Below are 20,924 nucleotides of genomic sequence, written 5' to 3' on the forward strand. Positions count from 1 at the left end.
TTATACGAGAAAAATGGCTCGGTTTTTGGAGGCTGCTGGGAAAGTGGAGTATCAAAGTGAGAAACAATTGTCGGAACCGATACTGTAAAAGGGCCAGTCTAAACTTATATTATTCTTTGAAGGTAGTGGAACACGGAAGGAAACAGGATACAACCGGAAAAGCCGTGAGGCTGCTATTTTTCAGATGAAGAGGGTTCAAAATTCAAGAGCAGTTTTACGGGAAGCCGGGCTTTTATGTGATAAATGAAGAACTGGAAATTGATTTAACGCAAAAGATATTCGAAGATCTAGCTAAAGCTCAATTAAAAGGTAATGAAATAATAGTTTGACAATTTAAAAATTTTTGTGTATTCTGTGTTATGTGTAATGTATACATTATACATAGGAGTGAGACTACATTGAGTAATCTAAATATGAACCCTGTAAAATCCAAGACAACAAAAGAAATTGTTTACGACGAGATTAAAAATGCCATTTTTAATGGGAACATTAAAGGCGATGAGGTTATTACAGAGACAATCCTTGCCCAATCATTAAATACCTCTCGAACTCCTGTTAGAGAAGCGGTGGGAGATTTATTAAAAGACGGACTTTTAGTATCTGTGCCTAGAAAAGGACTGAAGGTGCGGGAAATTACCCCAAGCGAGAAAGATCAGATTATTTTTTTGCGTATTTCCATCGAAACAGAGGGGTTAAAAAGGATTATCCCTGTTATTAAGCCAAGTCATATTCAATATTTAAATGATTTAATTGAAATGCAAAAAGAAGCAATGGAAAAAAATGATCGAATTGAATTTATTGAATTGGACCAAAAGTTTCATAGAAAGATTCTTTTCTTTGCTGAGCAGCATCTATTAGGTGATATTTTGCTGAATTTATATAATTTAACAAGATTAATAGGGCATCAAGCTTTAGCAAAAAAGGGTCGTATGGAAGAGGTTATTGTGGAGCATTCGCAGATAGTCGAAGCATTACAGATAATGGACGAGCTTCAAGCAACAAAGCTGATGGAGCAGCACTTACTGCAGACAAAAGAGTCTATAGAAATCGTCGAAGGAAATTAAAATTTTTAAAAATGGCTGAAAGCGCTATCAAAAATAGGAGGTATGAAATGAGTACTACTCTACTGCCATTAATGATTAACAATGAACAAAGGGAAATAAAGGTCAGCCATGTGTATTGCATAGGTTATGCGGGCCGAAATATCGAAAAAACAATGGAGCATATTGTTGAGCTTGAGAAAATTGGAGTTCCAAGGCCAAAAGAAATACCAACTCTCTACCCTGTTAGGAGAAACAGCCTGAACCAAACTGGTGAAATTGAAGTGCTTGGCGGAGAATCAAGTGGTGAAGCTGAAATTGTCTTAGTTTTTGGAGACAAAGAAGATGAAGTCTTCATTACTGTTGGCAGTGATCATACAGATCGTTCCCTTGAAACAATCGATATAAATCAGTCAAAACAAATTTGTGATAAACCTTTGGCACAAAAGGCATGGAAACTAAAAGATGTTATTAACCATTGGGATAATCTAATTTTATCTTCAGAGGTGAAGTTAGATGGTAAATGGAAGGAATACCAAAGAGCTAAAATAAATGAAATCATTCCACTAAATGATATTAAGAGTTTCTTAAACAAAAAAGCTGTACCTATGAAAAATATCGTCGTATTTTCAGGAACCGTACCTCTATTAGAAGGATTTAAATATGGTACAGCATTTAAAATGTCATTCATCGATGAAATTCAAAATGATGAGATTTATGCTGAATATTCTATAACACGTCTAGATGCGGAGGAATAAAGTGTGAAACTATCAATTTACCAAATGGAAATTCTTCCAGGTGATCCACAGGGGAATTTTAAAAAAGTTAGCGCATGGGTGGAAAAGGAAGTACAAAATTCTAAACCAGACTTGATTGTCCTTCCCGAAATGTGGACAACTTCCTATACGCTTGAAGACATTCACATTCATGCAGATGAGAATGGTAAGGATACGCTCCCATTCCTTCAAACGTTGGCTAAAACATATAGGGTTAATATTATTGGGGGTTCTTTTGCCAATAAAGTTAATGGAAAGGTTTTTAACACGGCTCCTGTCATAAACCGTGAGGGTGAAGTAGTTTATCAATATGACAAAGTTCATTTGGTACCTATGTTGAATGAGCCAAAATATTTGGCGGGCGGCCAGAAAGTACCTGAGATATTTGAACTTGATGGTGTTAAGATGGGCGTTATCATTTGTTACGATTTGCGTTTTTCAGAAATTATCCGTCCGCTTGCTCTGGAAGGTGCGGAAGTATTGTTTATAGTGGCAGAATGGCCACTTGCCCGGCTGAACCATTGGAAGAATATCCAAATTACACGTGCCATTGAAAACCAGATGTTTGTTGTTTCCTGCAATAATGTGGGTGCTTACGATGGAGTAACATTTGGGGGCACCTCTATGGTTGTTAATCCTTGGGGAGATACCTTAATTCAGGGGTCTGAAAAAGCCGAGGAAACACTATCAATCTCAATTAATGTTGAAGAAACTTTAGAGGTTCGCAAGAAAGTACCGGTGTTTTCGAGCCGTGTACGACATTTATATAAACAAGGACTATAAGGGGGAAAAATCATGAAAAAAAGTATAATCGCAATGGTCTCAACTCTAGCATTGTCTGCATTTATCACTGGATGCTCAGGTTCTAGTTCTTCCAATGGGAAAAGTGAAGATGCTCTTACATTAAAATTAGCTCATTCAGGTTCTGATACACACCAATACCAAATTGGAGCAGCTGAATTTGCAAAAGTTGTTGAAGAAAAATCGGACGGCAAAATTAAAGTGGAGATTCATGGGAATGCTACGCTAGGAAGTGAAGCGGAGGCAATCGAACAAGTTATAGATGGAACAATTGATATGTCAGTTGTCGCTGCAGACAGTTCTCTTGCAAATACAGTTCCGGAGATGAACCTGTTTGGTCTTCCATATGTTTTTGATGGGCGTGAACATGTTTACAGTAAACTTGATGGTGAGTCAGGAAAAGAGCTCCTTGGTTTAATTGATCAGCACAATATGAAAGGTTTGGGATTCTGGGAGGTTGGCTTTAGACACTTAACAAATAACAAGAAAGAAATTACTAAACCAGAAGATGTAAAGGGATTAAAAATACGTGTGCAGCCTGCGCCTGTTTGGGAAACACATATGAAAGAATTAGGAGCTAACCCTACTCCGGTAGCATTTAATGAACTATATTCAGCATTGGATCAAGGGGTGGTAGATGGACAAGAAAATCCATTACCTACCATTCATTCTATGAAGTTTTATGAGGTTCAAAAGCATGTTGCTCTTACTGGCCATACCTACACCCCTGCAGTTGTTATTATGAGCAACAATTCTTGGGATAAGTTAAACGAAGACCAAAAGAAGGTTATTGAAGAAGCAGTAGCAGAAACAACGGAATATCAAAGAAACTTCCTGGAAGAAAAAGAGCAAGAAATTATTGCTGAATTAAAAGAAAGCGGCGTTACAATTACTGAGCCAGATCGTGAAGCTTTTAAAGAAGCAACAAAAGACGTTAAAAAGGCTTTAGAAGATCAAGTCCCAGCCGAATTGATTTCGGAAATGGAAAGTAAATAAATCACATTAATCCCATGAGAGAGGGAGGTGAACATATGCTGCTTAAAAAGATAGATTATTATATTGTAAAGTTGCTAGAGTTTATCATAACCTTTTGCTTGTCAATTACGGTAATTCTTACTTTAGCACAGGTTTTCTATCGGTTCGTTTTAAAACAATCACTTAGCTGGTCACAAGAAGTTGTAATGATTAGCTTTGTATATAGTATTTTGTTCGGAGCAGCTCTGGCATTTGAAAGGTCTGAACATTTGACAGTAGACGTTTGGGAAAATGCAAAGGCAAGTGTACAAAAGGTTTTTAATGTGATTGCCTATATAATTGTTCTAATTATAATAGGGGTGTTCTTCTATTACGGGTTAATGCTTGTTTCTGATAACTTGAAATCAGGACAAATAGTAGGGTTCCTCCCAATTAAAAAAGGTTATGTATATATGGCATTGCCTATAAGCAGCTTGTTCATGCTATACTTCCACGTTAAGAAGGTGTTCAAATGGCCTGGCTAATAGTCCTTTTATTCGTTTTGATCCTATGTAGAGTTCCAATTGCCTTTGCTTTAAGCTTTGTTTCTTTTTTGGGGATCATGCTTACGGACCCAGGACTTCTAATCAATATTCCCCGTAAAATGTTTAATGGTATCGACAGTTTTACACTAGTTGCTGTCCCATTATTCATTCTTGCTGGCGAATTGATGACACAAGGAGGTATATCCAAGAGATTAATTAAATTCTCTCAAACCTTGGTTGGACATTTGCCTGGAGGGCTTGCATTGGTAGTCGTTCTTGCAAGTATGTTCTTTTCCGCTCTTACTGGTACGGCTATTGCAGCCGCTGCTGCAATAGGGGGAATGATGATTCCAGCGATGAACAAGGAAGGATATGATATTCGTTTCTCGACCAGTTTAGTTGCAACCTCAGCAACAATTGGCCCAATCATCCCGCCAAGTATCGTCCTAATATTATATGGAGTAATCGCAAGTGTTTCTATTGGTGATTTATTCATTGCGGGAGTCATTCCGGGTTTATTAATGGGAATAGGCTTGATGATATACAGTTACTTTGTAGGGAAAAAACACAATTACCGTTCTAGAGCAGAAAGAGCTTCCTTTAAGGAAATTATCACAGGTGCAAAAGATGCGATATTAGCACTTCTCATGCCTCTGATCATTATTGGCGGTATTACCTCAGGTGTATTTACGGCAACTGAATCCGGTGTAATTGCAGTACTTTATGCTTTTATTGTCGGTAAGTTTGTCTACAAAGAACTTGAATTCAAAGCTCTTTGGAACATTTTATTAAGTACAGCAAAAACAACAGCTACAATTGTCTTTCTCATTGGGAATGCTGCTTTATTTATTTGGTTTCTCTCATTCAACAGCATCCCAAATCAAATTATTGATATGCTTGGAGGAATCTCGGAAAGCCCGTTCCTGCTGTTGCTCATCATTAATGTGATTCTGCTGATTGCTGGAACATTTATTGATACGATAAGTGCAGTATCTATCTTTACACCTTTATTCTTACCGCTAGTCCTTGCTGCCGGTATAGACCCAATCCATTTCGGGATCATAATGGCTGTCAACCTGACTATCGGGATGGCGACACCTCCGCTTGGTGTCTGCCTGTTCGTAACCGCATCTATTGGTAAAATAAGCGTCCCTAAAATGTTTAAGTTCCTATTTCCACAGGTTATTATTCTGATTGTTATCCTATTCATTATTACATACATCCCGGATGCCATTTTATTCCCGGTTCACTTGTTTAATGGATAGATAGAATTAACAAAAGATCTATATATGCGTATAGCAAATAACAATATACCTTACCCATTCATGTTGGGTAAGGTATATTGTTATATTTTTTCTAAAACCTCCAAATACCTTTTCTAAAATTCTCCATTATAATAAATTCATAGAACTGTTTTTCCATCCTTTAACCTTGAAAGGAGCATAGCTCATGAACATCACACAAGATAATATCTCCAGACTACTTGAAATCAATAAGAGCCTGACCCAGTCTCTGGATTTGCAGCACATATTAAAAAAGCTGGTTGAGGCTGCATTTGATTTAATAGAGAACGCAGATACTACGATTCTATATACCTTAAATGAAGATGGATTGCTACATTTTTCTCATGGAGTCGGGGTGGATGCCAGCTTTATGCGCCAGGTGAAATTCGAACCGGGAGAATCTTTGACAGGGCTGGTTTTTCTTACAAAAAAAGGCGTCATTGCCTCTGGGCATGAGTTCAGGGAGCATATGACCCGCATGTCTGAAACGAATTACGTCCACTTTTTTAACGGGGTTTTCCGGCGGGAGATTAAAAGCGGGATTGTCGTTCCATTGGTTTATAAAGAGGAATGCATCGGCGTGCTTGTGGTGGATAACTTTGATAAGGATGTTCAGTTTACTGAGTCTGATTTTCATATTTTGGAGGTGGTGGCGGACCAGGCGGCGATTGCGATTATGAACTCTAAGCTTTATGAGGAAGTAAATCGCAAGAACGAGGAGTTGAGCCATTCCCTGGATATCCACCGGAGATTCACGAAAATTTTGCTGGAGGGAAGAGGGGTTTCTTATATTCTTGAAACGATCAGCAATATTATGGGGACTTCTGTCATCTATTCAGAAACAGCTGATGAGGAATCTCATGCTTTTCCGATTATAAGCTCCAACGAACTCTTTGGATATTTCCTTCTAAAAGTACCGGTTGAAAGTTTAACAAATATACAGAAGGCTGCTCTGGAGCATGCTGCGACCGCTTTGTCACTGGACTTTGTCAAACAGAATACGCTTTTTGAAAAAGAAATGCATCTAAGAGAAGAGGCTTTTCATGACCTGACCAATGGTGCCCGCTTGAATGCAAGGATTCTGGAGAATTTCAACTTGAATGAAAAAAGCCGCATTTCCTGCATGATCATTGATTGCAAGTCTGGTTTCCTTTGGGATACCAGGTCCATACTTCAAAAAGAAAAGCTCATCAAATCGTTAGAGAAAGAGATAATGAAATATTGTGAAACCAGCATTGTTTTTACTAAATCAGATCAAATAATTGCTCTGCTGGCGAATGAGCGAAAGAAGTATGATCTGCAGTTGGCAAATGATATTCAGAGGGTCATGAACATAAACAAACAGGCTGTAATAGGCTTAGGCAGAGAAGTAGCTTTAACAGAAATAGCTGATTCCTACCAGGAAGCAACCGAAGCGGTTTCCTACTGTAAAAACCATAAATACAAAAATTTTGTTACCTATTCAGAACTTGGTGCTGAAAGGCTTTGGCTCAATACGGACCGAAGCTTGCTGAATAAATTCGTGTCCGATAAGATTGGCTCTCTTTTACAAATGGAGCCTGAATATCTGCAAACGATGCAAACCTTCCTTGCCAATAACAAAAGCCATAAAAAAACGGCAGAAGAGATGCATATTCATCCCAATACGCTTACCTACCGCATAAAAAAAATAGAGAATCAATTAGATATGGACTTTAATAAAAAAGACGATTGGATAGCAATGGTGCTTGCCTTTCAAATCTTCGACTATTTAACCCCTTAATTAGTGCTTGTCACAATAAACAACAGGATTATTTGGTTATTGACACATGTACATGTAATTTTCTAAATATTATAATTAATTTTAAATTACTCAGATAAGGAGAGATTTGATGAGTACAGAGGTTAATAGCCAAAACATTGCTGTTGGAAATGATCATGTTAAAACTTATTACAATTATATTCATGGAGAATGGGTTCCATCTGTAACAGGGGAAACATATCCAAGCATAAACCCTGCAAACACAGAAGAGGTATTAGGGTATTTTCAGAAGTCCAATGCTGTCGATGTACAGTTAGCCATTCAATGCGCCAAGAAGGCTTTTCCCGAGTGGAAAGGAACATCTCCTATCAGCAGGGGGGATATTCTCTTTAGACTGATCTTTCTGCTTGAACAGGAAAAAGAAGAGCTGGCAGAAATCATTACGAAGGAAGTTGGCAAAACGATTGAGGCTGCCCGCAAAGAAGTGGATGCAACGGTTCAGGCTCTTAAGCATTTCAGCGGCGAGGCAAACCGGCTTTCGGGTGAAACAGTCCCTGCCATTGACCCAAATACTTTCGCCTGTACTATTCAGGAACCGCTTGGGGTGGTTGCGGTCGTCACTCCTTTTAATTTTCCTCTGGGAATTGCGATTTATAAAATTGCCCCATCGATGCTTACGGGAAATACGATTATTTATAAGGCAGCAAGCGATACATCTCTTGTAGCTGTAAAGGTTGTCGAACTGTTTGAAAAAGCAGGAATGCCTAAGGGCGTGCTTAATATGATTACGGGACCAGGTTCTGTCGTGGGAGAGGAGCTTGGGACCAATCCAGAGATCAAAGGCGTATCCTTTACTGGCTCTTCTGATGTGGGTATCCACCTTGGCAAGCTTGTTACAGCACATGGCGGAAAAATGCAGGCTGAAATGGGCGGGAAGAATGCGACCATTATTCTGGAGGATGCTGATCTGGAGGAAGCCGTACAGAGCGTGGTCATCAGCGGTTTTTACAACAACGGCCAAAGCTGTACCGGAACAAGCCGGGTAATTGTGCCGAGGTCCATTTCCCAGAAGGTCATTGAGCTATTAGTAGAAAAAGCGAAACAAATTAAAGTCGGCAATGGAATTCAGGAGGGCTATGACAACGGGGCTGTTGCAAATAAGCACCAATTAAATACGTATCTCCATTATGTGAATAGTGCCATTGAGGAAGGAGCTATTCTCGAATATGGCGGCAAGCAGCTGACTGAAGGGGATAAAACAAATGGCTATTTTGTTGCTCCGACTGTCTTTAGCAAAGTAACTAAGGATTTTACGATTGCAAAAGAAGAGATTTTTGGGCCTGTGGTTGCGGTGATGGAAGTGGATTCTTATGAAGAAGCTATAGAGCTGGCGAATGGTACGGATTTTGGTTTATCATCTGCCATTTTTACCAATGACCTTCAAAAGGCTTTTGATTTTGTACGTAAAATTGAAACAGGCGTCACACATGTCAATATCCCTTCCAATCATTATGAAAACCAGCTTCCATTTGGCGGAAAAAAGACATCAAGCATCGGGCCGCGTGAACAGGGAAGCACGGCATTGGACTTCTGGCTGGATACGAAAACGGTCTATATTAAACCATAACATCAGGTGAAGGGAGGGGCGACAGGTGAAAAATATAGGTGTGATTGGCTGCGGGGCAATGGGCAAAGGGATTGTTAAAAATTTAATCAAGAACGGTTATAAGGTTTTTGCTTATGATCCAAGTGCAGATGCATTGGCAATATGCGAGGAGCTTGGGGCGATTCCCCAGCCCTCTCCATATGAAGCAGGGAGGCAGGCTGAACTAGTAATTTCTTCATTGCCTGGACCAGGTATTGTCAAGGATGTTATGATGGGAGAAAGCGGAGTCTTTGCCGCTTTAAAGCCTCGCAGTTTTGTCTTGGATATGAGCACCATTGATCCGGTAACAGCCCAGGAATTATACAGTGCTGCTAAGGAGAGGGAAGTCCATTTTTATGACTGTCCGTTAAGCGGAGGACCTAAGGGTGCTGATGCCGGAACGTTAACCATAATGGTTGGGGGAGACGATAGATATATTGCAGAGATTCGCCCGGTCCTGGAGAGCGTTGGAAAGGATATTTTTCTGCTTGGCTCTTCAGGCTCAGGACAAGTGGCGAAGCTGTGCCATAATATGCTAGTTGCTTTGATTACTGCAGGCCTGGGGGAGGCCTTTGCAGTGGGGGAAAAAGCAGGTGTCAGCCGGTCTCAGCTGGCGGAAGTCATTCAAAGCGGCTCGGCCCATAATCGGGTGATGTCGGTGTTCGGTGAGAATATCCTTAAAGGTACATACGAGAATGTGCTTTTCAGCCTTGAGCACATGAATAAGGATATCCATCTATATGCTGAAACAGCCGGTCATTACAGCGAGGATTCTCCATTGGGGCAAATGGTTTGCAGCCTCTATGAGAAGGCGATGGAGCAAGGGAAAGCGAAGCTCGATTCATCGGCAATCTGCGAGAGGATCTATTAATCTTTTAAACTAGGGGGGGAATTATGAAAAATGAAAAGACAGAAATTTTAAAAGATTGGCGCTTGCATGCGGTTGTGCTTGTTCTTGTGGCAGCCACAGAAGCAATAGGGCAGATCAGTTTTAAAGTAGGCGCCGGCGTTATCCTTTTACTGCCAATGCTTTATGCCTTTTTCCTGGGCCTTGGGCTTTACTTTACTCCGCTTATTAAGGAAAAACAGGCTAAAAATGCCGAGCCCCTCATCGTATTGGGGGTAACTCTTTTAATTGCAAAAATTGGTGTTACGATTGGCCCGCAAATAGAGGCGATCATTGCTGCGGGACCATCATTACTCCTTCAGGAGCTTGGTAATCTGGGAACGATTTTATTTGCTTTGCCAATTGCCATTCTTCTCGGATTTAAAAGAGAGGCCATCGGTATGACCCACTCGGTTGGCCGGGAGCCGAATGTCGGGCTGATCATGAATAAATACGGATTCGATTCACCAGAGGGCAGAGGTGTAATGGCTATTTATATTTTTGGTACTGTGTTTGGTGCTGCCTTCCTTGGATTGATTTCCGGATTTCTGGCTACCATTACTCCCCTCCATCCTCTATCGTTTGCGATGGCATCGGGTGTGGGAAGCGGAAGTATGATGGCTGCTGCGAGCGGATCGCTTGTTGCTGCATTCCCTGAAATGGAGGCCCAGATTATCGCCTTTGCTGGTGCCAGTAACTTGCTTTCCCTTTCAACAGGTCTATATGCAAGTATTTTCATAGGGCTGCCTCTTACGGAGAAGCTATATTCCATCATGATGAGACGAAAAGAGAAAAAGGCTTCAGATGCGGATAAAGGGGGAGACATTCATGCTTAAAAACATAACAGAGTGGTTTCTCATTTTGGCGGTATTCGGTTTTTCAGCACTGATTGGAAACTGGATTGGCTATGATATCCTGCCGTCTGCAGCGATTCCGGGCATGCTTGTTTTAATTGTGATTAGCGTGCTAGGTCTTATTCTTGAAAAAGTGGTGCCGGGTAATATCCCGAGCGTTGGATATATCGGCATTATTGGAATTATTGTTTCTATTCCAGGAGTCCCTGGTTCTGAATATGTAGTAGAATGGACGACCCAAGTGAATATACTGGCTCTTGCAACTCCGATTCTTGCTTATGCAGGGATTTCAATCGGAAAGAACTGGGCTGACTTTTCCAAGCTGGGCTGGAGAAGCATCATTGTCGCAATCTTTGTGTTCTTCGGAACTTTCATTGGATCTGCGGTAATAGCGGAAATCATTTTACGTATGCAGGGGATTATTTAATTGGCGGCCCAGCAGATGTTCATCTGCTGGGCTTTTGCTGTTTTTGAGGTAAATCGTTCGCCTAAAGGTAAAACAAGCACGTGAGTAATCAAATTTCTAATTAAGCTAAGGAAAAGCCCATTTTTTGTGGAAATCTCCTGCTTGAATGGATTTTTCCTGCACATGTATAAGGTTTATTCGTACATATCAGTGAGATTGCTTTTTTTACAGTCAGAATTGAATTTTATCGGTCACTTTTTTCGATATATCGGTCAGAATTGAATTTTATCGGTCACTTTTTCAATATATCGGTCAGATTTTGGATATATCGGTCACTTCGCGGTATATCAACATTCTAGCAATTTCACAGTGGTAATAGAGTTCGAACCTTTTAGCTTAATGTCTAAAATTAAAAGAAAAGAGTGTGAATCAGCAATGGAAAGAAACCTTTATGAACAGCTTGTAAAAAATTATAATAATGAACTCACTCATTCAGGTGTTAATGGAAAAAGATTAGCCGCGAGACTTGATGAGCTTTCAAGAATCGGCCTTATGGAAAGCGGCGGTGTTACACGCCCTGGCTATTCAGAAGAAGAAAAAAGAGCAAAAGAGTTAGTGATCAGCTGGATGGAGAGTGCTGGTTTAAGTGTGACTGCAGATGGTGCCGGCAATGTATTTGGAAGGCTGGAAGGGAAAAAAGATACTCCTGCCATTGTTTCAGGTTCGCATGTTGATAGCGTTCCAAACGGAGGGCACTTTGATGGTCCCCTCGGCGTTCTGTCTGCTCTGGAAGTAGTAGAAGCATGGAAAGAAACAGGATACATACCGGAAAAGCCTTATGAGGTTGCTATTTTTTCAGATGAAGAGGGTTCTCGATTTAAGAGCAGCTTAACAGGCAGCCGGGCTTTTATGGGCCAAATGAAACCGGAGGAAATGGATAGCCTGCGTGATGAAAATGGGAAGTCATTCAGAGAAGTTTTGGCCGAATATGGCAGCAGTGCTGAAGAGTGCTTAAGGGCCGGAAACAACAGGCGGGAAATGGACACCTTTGTCGAAGTACATATTGAACAGGGAAAGGTACTGGAAAGAGAAGGCCAGCCTGTTGGAGTCGTAAGAGGCATTGCAGGCCCGGCCTCGCTGGAGGTTACTTTTACGGGGGAAGCTGGACATGCAGGAAATACGCCGATGGCTGGGCGCAAAGATCCGCTGGTGGCTGCCTCGTTGTTTGTGGGGGCCATTGAGAAGTTTCCAAAACAAGTTAGCGATACAGCCGTTGCCACTGTCGGAAAGCTGAACGTACATCCAAACGGCTTTAATGTCATCGCTCAGGAAGTTAAATTGATTGTGGATATTCGGGATATCTTTGAAGAAACCCGTGACCAGCTGCTGGAGATCATTTCTGAAGAAGCACGAAAGATCGCTGAAGAAAGAAATATTGAAGTGCAAATGAACCTGAATGCAAAAATAAAGCCACTGCCGATTAAGGAAACTCTTCAGGCTAAAATAGCAGGATCCCTCTCCAAATTTGATATAAAACCAGTCTACATTCCGAGCGGTGCCGGACATGACACGATGATTGTAGGAACTGAAATACCAGCTGCCATGCTGTTTGTTCGCAGCAAGGATGGCATCAGCCACAACCCGCGCGAATGGACTTCCTTAAATGACTGTGTTTATGGTGTGCATGTTTTGAAGGATTTTGTTGAAGGGCTTATGGAAGATTAGAACTAAATAATACACTGGGAAAAGAGCGGCCGTATGTAAACGGCTGCTCTTTTTTGAGGTGCCAATGCAAATAGTACTAATAAATTTTTAAAATAGCGAAAAAAGTCACAAAAAATGGCGATTCCTGTCGATATAAAAGATGGAGATTTTAGAGGTATAGAAAAAGTTAAGAAAGGAACTAGCTATGAAAAAGAAAAAACACAAGAAACAGCCAGGAAAAAAATCGCTATTTTCATTTACGATCAGACAGAAATTAATGCTATCATTTATTATTATCCTGTTAATCCCTTCCATTTCAATCGGATTCACATCCTATCAAAAAGCACAGGATGAGATTAAAAATCAGATTGCAATGAGTGCGGATGAAAATGTAAAAATCCTTGATACATTTATCATGAACTTTATTAAGCCAAAGATGGCAGATACAAATTATTTTTCAACGAGATTAAAAAAGGATTTTTATAATGAAGAAGAGCTGGATGAGACGATTAATTCCATGAGCCAATATAAAGAGCTTCATCCGGAAGCGGTGGCTATCTATGCCGGTTCTGAAAATGGCGATCTTGTGATCTATCCAAGGGCAGACCTGCCTGATGACTTTGATGCAACGACGCGCCCCTGGTATCAGGGAGCTATGGAGGCAAAAGGCCAAGCCTATATTACTGAGCCATATGTTGATGCAGTTAGCGGAGATATTTTGATAACGGTTGCCCAACAGCTTGGCGATCGTTCCGGTGTTATTGGGATTGATTTAAGTCTTTCTGCATTAAGTGAGCTGACAGACAACATTGCCATCGGAAAAGAAGGGTACCCTTTTATCCTTAGTGCAGCTGGGAGCTATTTAGTTCATCCATCTGAAAAAACGGGAACAGAAGCTGATGCCAGCTGGACAAAGGAAGTGCTGGAAAAAGAGAAAGGCCAGGTTCAATATACATTGGATGGTGTGAGAAAAGAGATGCGCTTTACCACCAATGGGCTAACGGGAATGAAGGTTATTGGGACGATGAATTTGAATGAGATCAGTTCGGCTGTCCGGCCTATACTCTTGTCCACTATACTGTTCGTGGGAATTTTTATTTTAGTAGGCGCCGTTATTTCTTATATTATTGTTCGTTCGATCACCCGTCCGCTAAACCAGCTGGTACTGGCAACGGATAAGGTCAGCGAAGGCGATTTGACTCAGAAGTTTGACGTGAAGAATAACGATGAAATCAGTAAGCTGGGCATGAGTTTTAACAAAATGGTTCAATCTTTGCAGCACCTGATCAACCAGGTTGGGGAAAAGGCTGTCCATCTTGCTTCCTCATCAGAACAGCTGACAGCCAGTTCCGAGCAAAACAATATGGCAACCGAACAAGTTGCGAACTCCATCCAGGAGGTAGCCTCCGCTACGGAACAGCAGACTGAAAAGGTTAAAGAAAGCACGGCTGTGGTAAAAGATATGTCCAGCCGGATCCAGCAAATCATGTTAAATACAAACATTGTGGCAAAGACGGCTAATGAGACAAACGAAGTTGTGGTAAAAGGAAATTCGGCTATTGATTTGTCTACCAGCCAAATGAAGAATATTAATAAAACAGTTAGTGAACTAGGGTCGATTGTTCATACATTAGGGAAGCGCTCTGAAGAAATTGGACAGATTGTCAATGTTATTTCCGAGATTGCGGATCAGACGAATTTGCTTGCACTTAACGCTGCCATTGAAGCGGCGAGAGCAGGTGAACACGGCAGGGGATTTGCCGTGGTAGCTGATGAGGTGCGCAAATTGGCGGAACAATCGTCCAAATCAACCGAGAGCATTCGAGAGTTAATCTCAACCATCCAGACGGATACGAACAGTGCGATCAATTCCATGGAAAAAGGTACCGCCGAAGTAGAAAAGGGCATTGACCTTGTCAACAACGCCGGAGATGCTTTTAGCCATATCCAGCAATTCGCAGACACCGTATCCAGCCAGATTGCTGAAGTTTCCGCTTCAATAAAAGACATGGCTGAAGGAGCTGACCAGGTAGTTGAAATCGTGAGCGCCATTGAAGAAATTGCAGCCGTCACCACATCAGAAAGCCAGGACGTATCGGCTGCTACGGAAGAGCAGCTCGCATCCATGGAAGAAATCGCAGCCTCTGCGGCATCGCTTTCGGGAATGGCTGAGGAATTATTGGATTCCATTAAGAAGTTTAAGGTTAATTAAAAAAATTCGGGTGGTACCAGGTACCACCCGAATTTTGTCGAATGAGGACTTTCAATCAAACGTTTGATTGAATTGGGGCAAGGCGTTGATGCTATGGGGCTTGATAGAGAAAAGGCTGGGCTTTTTTTCAGCCAAGCCTTTTTCCGAACAGGGCTTTTATTTTATTAAATATGCTGTCATTTCCTCTTGCAAATTCATCATGCAAAAAGAATAGTATAGCGCAAATTGCAGCCACCAACCCGAAAGATAAAGAGATCAGGGATGTCAGCAATCCGAAGCCCACGTGGATCATTCCAGATACCCAAGCCCTATTGTTAGGCATCCTGGAGCTAATAAATTCTGCAAGCAAAGACACAGGCAGACCATAGACAAGAATTACAACCAAACTAATGCCAAAAGTAAAAATAAGCCCCGGAATCAGGTCATTCGTCAAATCCTTTTCAGCAAAAATGGATGGCAAGGCAATCAATAACAGACCAGCTGTAAAAACGAAGGCTGTCTGCAAAGACACTTTTAACTTTCTAAGAAATAGATCGTTTGTAAAAACCTTTTTTCTGAATGCGGGGTATAGAAAAGCAACTGACAATAGGAAAGAAAGAATCTTGATAACGGATGAAATTGCCGAAACAGAATAATAACTAAGAAAACAATAACAGCAAAAACAAGAATGACAGAGTTGTCTTTAAACATAAAAGTTACCACGCTTTTTTCTTCAGTATAAATGAATACGTATGGAGCAGCTATTACTTATACTGGCTCTCAAAGTCCTTTTGAATTAATTCCAGATTCTTAATTGCCGAAACTCCTTTTCTATATGAATGCCAATTTATGTCATTTTCTTAATATTTAAATTAATCGTTTGAGCTTTCACCTAATTATTAGTAAACTCAGAGGCAAAGGAGGGATTAAGATTGTTATTAGAAAAAATGCCTAATGTAGAACTTGTTAGTCTGGATGGAAAGCAGGTTTCCCTTAAGGAATACCGCGGGAAAAACACTTTAATTTTCATGTGGGCTTCCTGGTGACGATGCAGGGAACAGCTGTCAGGTTGGCAGCAATTTTATGAGGAGTACCAGAATGAGGATTTTGAACTCCTGTCTGTTTCGGTAGATATCCAGGGGCCGGAAGTCGTTAAGCCTTATGCAGAGGACAAGCCTTTTACAACCTTTATTGACACTGAGAACAAATTGGCCAATTTACTCGGGTTCAAAATAGTGCCAAATGGCATCTTCATTGATAAAGAAGGAACCATTCGCCTGCTTAAGCAAGGCTTCCATGTTACCAATGATGAGCACGTCGGGGCTGTTAGAAAGTTAATTCGCGGTGAGATTGAAAAAGCAGAGCTGGAGGATCAGTATTTTAATCCTTCTGCAGTGCCAAGTGACCTGGAGCTGCAGCTTGCGCAGACGAAATTTAAACTCGGGATGGAATATGCTAAGAACGGCAACAAAGAGGCAGCTTTAAAAGAGCTGGATGAAGCCTTGCTTCTAGATACGGAAAACTTCCTAATCCGCAAACAGCGCTGGTATATCCGCCACCCAGAAAAGTTCACACCGACCATAGACATAGAATGGCAGCAAAATCAGCTAAAAGAAGAAAAAACGAAAGAAGCCCAATTAAAAGGCGAGCTTGAATGCGGGCCTGAGGGCTGCGAAATACCGGGGACATCAAAATAGGTACCAGGTACCACCCGAATTTTGTCGAAAAAGCTTCCTGCCGCGAAAAGGCAGAGGCTTTTTTGCTTGTCTTGAAGTATAGGACTTATATGGTAGTATCAATATAACGAAATGAAGAGTTTTTTTAAAAGAGAAGGTGATTTATTTGCTAACGATTGGTGTTGTTGGTTCACAGCAGTTTATTGCTGAAATCAGTAAATACTATGGCTATTATCCTACATATAAATTGGTTTCCTATACATACGCTACCCCGAGGGAATTAAACGAACTGATTGAGCGAGCGGTGAAGGAGTGTAATTTTTTGCTGTTTTCGGGTATCATTCCTTATCACTATGCCAAGAGGCTGTTAGATCGTTACCCAATAGGGTCCAGTTACCTCTCTTTTAACGAAAATATGGTAGCGTTATCACTGCTGTCTATTCACTACCACCATTCTTTTAAGCTTGATGAGGTATCGATTGATTTGCCGGGGAAAAGATTTTTGGAAGGGGTCTTGAATGAAACAGGGATTACAGAAAATGCTAGCCATGTAAAAGAGTATCCATGGATTTACAATTTTCAGAAGGAAAGGGAATTATCGATTGATGAATTCGTGGAATTTCACTCTGCCTTATACCAGCAAAAGAAAACTGCTTTTGCCTTAACCAGTATTCATGCTGTATATGATCAGCTTCAGGAGAAAGGGATTCCTTCCATGTTTATGATCCAATCGGTTCCAACGTTAAAGGAAGGCCTGGAGAAGGCCACGACACTTGCCGAACTGAATCAATCCAAAAATTCGCAGGTTGCTGCCGTTTGTTTCAAAGGCAATAAAAATGATCAGGTTAACCAATTTGCAAAGGCCTTGCAAGCGAAAGTGACTTCAAGCGATTCAGGGCAACAGCTGGTTCTTTCCAATCGGGGAGTGCTGCAGACGATGATCCTGAATCAAAAACTAGACGGTTTATTAACCGGCATTCGAAACGATTTTGAAAAAACAGCGGTTGGAATTGGGTTTGGATATACGGTGAAAGAGGCGGAATCTCACGCCGTCACCGCATTGGACTTTGCCGAAAAGAAGCCCGGTGAATATGCCGTCTATTTATTGGATGAAGAGAAAAAGCTAACAGGTCCACTATTCCATAATGAAGAGCGATATTCTCTGAAAAATGAAGATCCAGTAGTGAAGAAAATAAGTGCCGAGTTGAAAATGAGCAGCAAAAACATTTCAAGATTTATTAATTTTCTGCAGGTTAATGATTTTAGGCCGTTTTCAGCACAGGAGCTTGCCGATTATTTCAGCATCAGCAGAAGGTCAGCTGAAAGAATGATTAAAAAGCTTCTGGATCAGGAATTACTGCAGGTAGCAGGAGAGGAACAGCCGTATGATCAAGGGCGACCACGATCTTTATATCAAGCGGGCACCATGTTAAGAGGGCTGAGTGACACTTAAATGCCTCTTGACTGATGCTGAATTTTCAGTATATTATAAAACATAACCAATTAACGACACTTTAACGACATCTAAAATTTAATGTAAAGGGCTGATTTTATGAAAATAGTAAAAGCTGAAATCTTTGGGATCCATTTGCCTTTAAAAGAGCCGTTCATTATCTCCTATGCAACCTATGATTATATGCCATCGATTATTGTCCGGCTCGAAACAGATAATGGGTTAACGGGATACGGGGAAGCAGTCCCGGATGAACATGTGACAGGGGAATCTTTCCACAGCACCATTTCTTTGCTGAAGCATACCATTTTACCTGCTTTAATCGGATTTTCTCCTATCAACATGGAAAAGCTTCACCAGAAAATGAATGAGCTAATAAGCTCCAATCCTTCTGCAAAAGCGGCCGTTGACATTGCCTGCTACGACCTTTTGGGAAAATACAAGCAAGAGCCTGTCTACAACCTGCTTGGCGGCCAATATCATGATACTCTTACATACCCAAAGGTACTGAGCATCGAAGATCCTGACTTGATGGCAAGAAAAGCAAAAGAGGCAATGGAAGAGGGCTATCAGTCTTTGAAACTGAAGGTAGGGACAAGTTATTTGGAAGACTGTAAGAGGATTGCTCATGTTCGCGGGCAGGTTGGCATGGAGGTCCCAATCAGAGTGGATGTAAACCAAGGGTGGAAAAATGTTTCTGCCGCATTGCAGGCTATAAAAATATTGGAACCTCTGAATATCTCCTGGGTTGAACAGCCTATTAAAATGGGCGATATACACGGCCTCGGAGAAATCAGGCAAAAAACGAGTACTCCTTTGATGGCTGATGAAAGCATTCATTCGGGGGAGGATTTAGTGGAGATTATCCGGAATGGGGCCGCAGATAAGATTAATATTAAGCTGATGAAATGCGGCGGTATTTATCCAGCTATTCATATGGCTAAAGCGGCTGAATATGCAGGAATTGAATGCCAGATTGGTTCAATGGTAGAGTCTTCGATCGCTTCAGCGGCAGGCTATCATGCGGCCATTTCGAGAAAAAATATTATCAGCACTGAGCTTACAGGACCGCTTTTATTCAGTAAAGACATAGGTGATTTGAAGTATGATATTCCGTATGTTCATTTAAATGATAAGCCTGGACTTGGTGTTACGGTTAACGAAGATATTTTAAAAGAGTTAACCATTCAATACGATTCTATTGAAAAAGGATAAGGAGGAACAGGGATGAAAGTGGAATCGCCCCAGCAGGAGGTTGTGGCTGAAAAGAAAAGAAAAATTCCTCATACGTATGCCATCATTTTCGCCATTATCGTTCTGGCAGCTATCGCGACTTATATTTTGCCTGCAGGCCAGTTTGAAAGAATTGAGCAGGATGGAAGAACACTTGTTGTTCAAGACAGCTACCAGGTAGTTGAATCGAACCCGATTGGTTTTTTTGAATTGTTTAAGGCAATTCCAGAGGGAATGGCTAAAGGCTCTACCATCATTTTTTATATTTTTCTTGTAGGCGGAGCCTTTGGGATTATTCGTGAAACCGGAACAATTGAAGCCGGGATCCATAAGGCAGTAAGGAAATTGGAGAAGCGGGAAAAGCTGCTCATTCCGATAACGATGATTATCTTTTCAATTGCTGGAGCCACAACTGGAATGGCAGAAGAGAGCATTATCTTTGTGCCAATTGGGATCGCGATTGCAAGGGCTATGGGGTATGATGCCATCACCGGAACGGCCATGATTAGCATCGGGGCAGCCAGCGGTTTTATTGGCGGGATGATGAATCCGTTTACGGTTGGGGTAGCCCAGTCCATTGCAGAAGTGCCACTGTTCAGCGGAATTGGCTTCCGATTTGCCATTTATCTTTTTGTTCTATCATTAGCCATTTTTTATGTCATGAGGTATGCATCCAAAGTAAAGAAAAACCCTGAAAAAAGTGTGATGTATGATATTGAAATGAAGGAAAAAGAAAAGCGTAAGGACCTGCAGGCAGGCCAGTTTGAGGAATTCAAGCTTCGTCATGCTCTTGTTCTCCTGATCATTGTGGGCGGACTCGCATTTAACATGTATGGTGTGTTTGAATGGGGCTGGTATTTAACCGAGCTGACCGCATCTTTCATTATTATCGGTTTTGCCTCTGGTCTTATTGGAGGCATTGGAATCAATCGCTTATTTGACTCCTTTGTTGAAGGGATGAAGCTTGTTGCATTTGGAGCGCTTATCGTTGGTTTCGCCCGCGCCATTTTAGTTGTTATGGAAAACGGCGTTATTATTGATACAATGATCAATGGTCTTGCTTCCGTCATTAGTGCCCTGCCAAATACGTTAAATGTCATTGGGATGTTCTTTGTTCAAGTTGTAATCAACTTCTTTATTCCATCCGGAAGCGGGCAGGCTGCTACAACCATGCCAATCATGACCCCGCTAGCCGACCTCCTGGGCATCGAGCGCCAGGTAGCGGTCCTTGCCTACCAATATGGCGACGGCATCACAAACTCGATCATTCCAACCTCCGCCGCCCTAATGGGTTACCTGGCCGTTGCCGGCATCCCATACGAGCGCTGGGTCAAAATCATCTGGAAACTGATCATCGGCTGGCTGATCATTGGCGCCATTGCGCTTGTTGCGGCAGTGCTGGTAGGGGTGCAGTAAGATTTGGTACCAGGTACCACCCGAATTTTGTCGAATAAAAAGTCTGCTGGATTTTGTGTTCAGCAGGCTTTTTTGTTTGGAATCTATTTTTTCAAAAGGCAGCGGCTGAAATGGCTGTTCTGTTTAAAAATGTCCTTCATTACAGTTATGAGAGCCGTTTTGAGCTCTCAACTGTTTGCAAAAGTCCTTCATCCGCATATGAAGGCCGTTTTGAGCTCTCAACTGCTTGCAAAAGGCCTTCATCCGCATGATGAAGGCCTTTTAGAGCTTTCAATTGCTTTCAAAAATCCATCATCCGCATAATGAAGACCGTTTAGAGC

The 20,924-nt window shown here is 41.4% G+C and carries 20 protein-coding genes; 19 read left to right on the forward strand and 1 reads right to left on the reverse strand.

The window, feature by feature from the left end; translation table 11 throughout:
* The first annotated feature begins 398 nt into the window (after positions 1–398).
* The 13 genes from IQ19_RS04445 (at position 399) to IQ19_RS04505 (ending at position 14,847) form a co-directional block, all read left to right on the forward strand.
* Positions 399–1,064 carry a GntR family transcriptional regulator gene (locus IQ19_RS04445; RefSeq protein WP_144540290.1) on the forward strand — a complete coding sequence of 222 codons (666 nt, stop codon included), beginning with the start codon at positions 399–401 and terminating at the stop codon, positions 1,062–1,064.
* Positions 1,065–1,111: 47 nt separating this feature from the next.
* Entirely contained in the window at positions 1,112–1,798 is a 687-nt protein-coding gene (locus IQ19_RS04450) for a DUF2848 family protein (RefSeq protein ID WP_144540292.1), read from the forward strand.
* A 3-nt stretch (positions 1,799–1,801) separates the two neighbouring features.
* Positions 1,802–2,599, forward strand: coding sequence for a carbon-nitrogen family hydrolase (locus tag IQ19_RS04455; RefSeq protein WP_144540294.1), 798 nt, complete (start codon positions 1,802–1,804; stop codon positions 2,597–2,599).
* Positions 2,600–2,611: 12 nt separating this feature from the next.
* Positions 2,612–3,613, forward strand: coding sequence for a TRAP transporter substrate-binding protein (locus IQ19_RS04460; protein WP_144540296.1), 1,002 nt, complete (start codon positions 2,612–2,614; stop codon positions 3,611–3,613).
* A gap of 35 nt (positions 3,614–3,648) precedes the next feature.
* Entirely contained in the window at positions 3,649–4,116 is a 468-nt protein-coding gene (locus IQ19_RS04465) for a TRAP transporter small permease (RefSeq protein ID WP_158638735.1), read from the forward strand.
* On the forward strand, positions 4,104–5,381 hold the full coding sequence (locus IQ19_RS04470; protein ID WP_144540299.1) for a TRAP transporter large permease: 1,278 nt from the start codon (positions 4,104–4,106) through the stop codon (positions 5,379–5,381). The genes IQ19_RS04465 and IQ19_RS04470 overlap by 13 nt, the downstream gene beginning before the upstream one ends.
* A gap of 184 nt (positions 5,382–5,565) precedes the next feature.
* The gene (locus tag IQ19_RS04475; RefSeq protein WP_144540302.1) at positions 5,566–7,161 is read left to right on the forward strand and encodes a helix-turn-helix domain-containing protein; all 1,596 of its coding nucleotides are present in this window, start codon (positions 5,566–5,568) and stop codon (positions 7,159–7,161) included.
* A 109-nt stretch (positions 7,162–7,270) separates the two neighbouring features.
* The gene (locus IQ19_RS04480) at positions 7,271–8,767 is read left to right on the forward strand and encodes an aldehyde dehydrogenase family protein (RefSeq protein ID WP_144540303.1); all 1,497 of its coding nucleotides are present in this window, start codon (positions 7,271–7,273) and stop codon (positions 8,765–8,767) included.
* 25 nt (positions 8,768–8,792) lie between these two features.
* On the forward strand, positions 8,793–9,656 hold the full coding sequence (locus IQ19_RS04485) for an NAD(P)-dependent oxidoreductase (RefSeq protein WP_144540305.1): 864 nt from the start codon (positions 8,793–8,795) through the stop codon (positions 9,654–9,656).
* Between the two features lie 23 nt (positions 9,657–9,679).
* Positions 9,680–10,507: a DUF3100 domain-containing protein gene (locus tag IQ19_RS04490; RefSeq protein ID WP_144540307.1), complete on the forward strand. Its 828-nt coding sequence runs from the start codon at positions 9,680–9,682 to the stop codon at positions 10,505–10,507.
* Complete coding sequence (locus tag IQ19_RS04495; protein WP_144540309.1) at positions 10,500–10,952, forward strand: hypothetical protein; 453 nt, start codon at positions 10,500–10,502, stop codon at positions 10,950–10,952. The genes IQ19_RS04490 and IQ19_RS04495 overlap by 8 nt, the downstream gene beginning before the upstream one ends.
* Positions 10,953–11,366: 414 nt before the next feature.
* Positions 11,367–12,656: a M20 family metallo-hydrolase gene (locus IQ19_RS04500; RefSeq protein WP_144540311.1), complete on the forward strand. Its 1,290-nt coding sequence runs from the start codon at positions 11,367–11,369 to the stop codon at positions 12,654–12,656.
* Positions 12,657–12,840: 184 nt separating this feature from the next.
* Positions 12,841–14,847 (forward strand): methyl-accepting chemotaxis protein, encoded by a 2,007-nt coding sequence (locus IQ19_RS04505; RefSeq protein WP_144540313.1) that lies wholly within the window; start codon positions 12,841–12,843, stop codon positions 14,845–14,847.
* A 127-nt stretch (positions 14,848–14,974) separates the two neighbouring features.
* On the opposite strand, the gene IQ19_RS04510 is transcribed toward IQ19_RS04505, so the two are convergent.
* Positions 14,975–15,358 carry a hypothetical protein gene (locus IQ19_RS04510; protein ID WP_144540315.1) on the reverse strand — a complete coding sequence of 128 codons (384 nt, stop codon included), beginning with the start codon at positions 15,356–15,358 and terminating at the stop codon, positions 14,975–14,977.
* A 400-nt stretch (positions 15,359–15,758) separates the two neighbouring features.
* Here IQ19_RS04510 and IQ19_RS29090 point away from each other — a divergent pair, with 400 nt between their 5' ends.
* From IQ19_RS29090 to IQ19_RS27675, 6 genes are all read left to right on the forward strand, one after another.
* Positions 15,759–15,872: a redoxin family protein gene (locus IQ19_RS29090; RefSeq protein WP_144540317.1), complete on the forward strand. Its 114-nt coding sequence runs from the start codon at positions 15,759–15,761 to the stop codon at positions 15,870–15,872.
* A gap of 15 nt (positions 15,873–15,887) precedes the next feature.
* On the forward strand, positions 15,888–16,523 hold the full coding sequence (locus IQ19_RS04520) for a thioredoxin domain-containing protein (protein ID WP_144540319.1): 636 nt from the start codon (positions 15,888–15,890) through the stop codon (positions 16,521–16,523).
* A gap of 145 nt (positions 16,524–16,668) precedes the next feature.
* Positions 16,669–17,955, forward strand: a complete 1,287-nt coding sequence (locus IQ19_RS04525) for a hypothetical protein (RefSeq protein WP_144540321.1) — start codon at positions 16,669–16,671, stop codon at positions 17,953–17,955.
* Positions 17,956–18,054: 99 nt separating this feature from the next.
* Positions 18,055–19,170 carry a mandelate racemase/muconate lactonizing enzyme family protein gene (locus IQ19_RS04530; protein WP_144540323.1) on the forward strand — a complete coding sequence of 372 codons (1,116 nt, stop codon included), beginning with the start codon at positions 18,055–18,057 and terminating at the stop codon, positions 19,168–19,170.
* Between the two features lie 12 nt (positions 19,171–19,182).
* Complete coding sequence (locus IQ19_RS04535) at positions 19,183–20,604, forward strand: YfcC family protein (RefSeq protein ID WP_144540325.1); 1,422 nt, start codon at positions 19,183–19,185, stop codon at positions 20,602–20,604.
* A 159-nt stretch (positions 20,605–20,763) separates the two neighbouring features.
* Positions 20,764–20,907 (forward strand): hypothetical protein, encoded by a 144-nt coding sequence (locus IQ19_RS27675; protein WP_158638736.1) that lies wholly within the window; start codon positions 20,764–20,766, stop codon positions 20,905–20,907.
* Positions 20,908–20,924 lie beyond the last annotated feature (17 nt).

Source organism: Cytobacillus oceanisediminis (assembly GCF_007830235.1).
In the GTDB taxonomy this organism is placed as follows: Bacteria; Bacillota; Bacilli; order Bacillales; family Cytobacillaceae; genus Cytobacillus; species Cytobacillus oceanisediminis.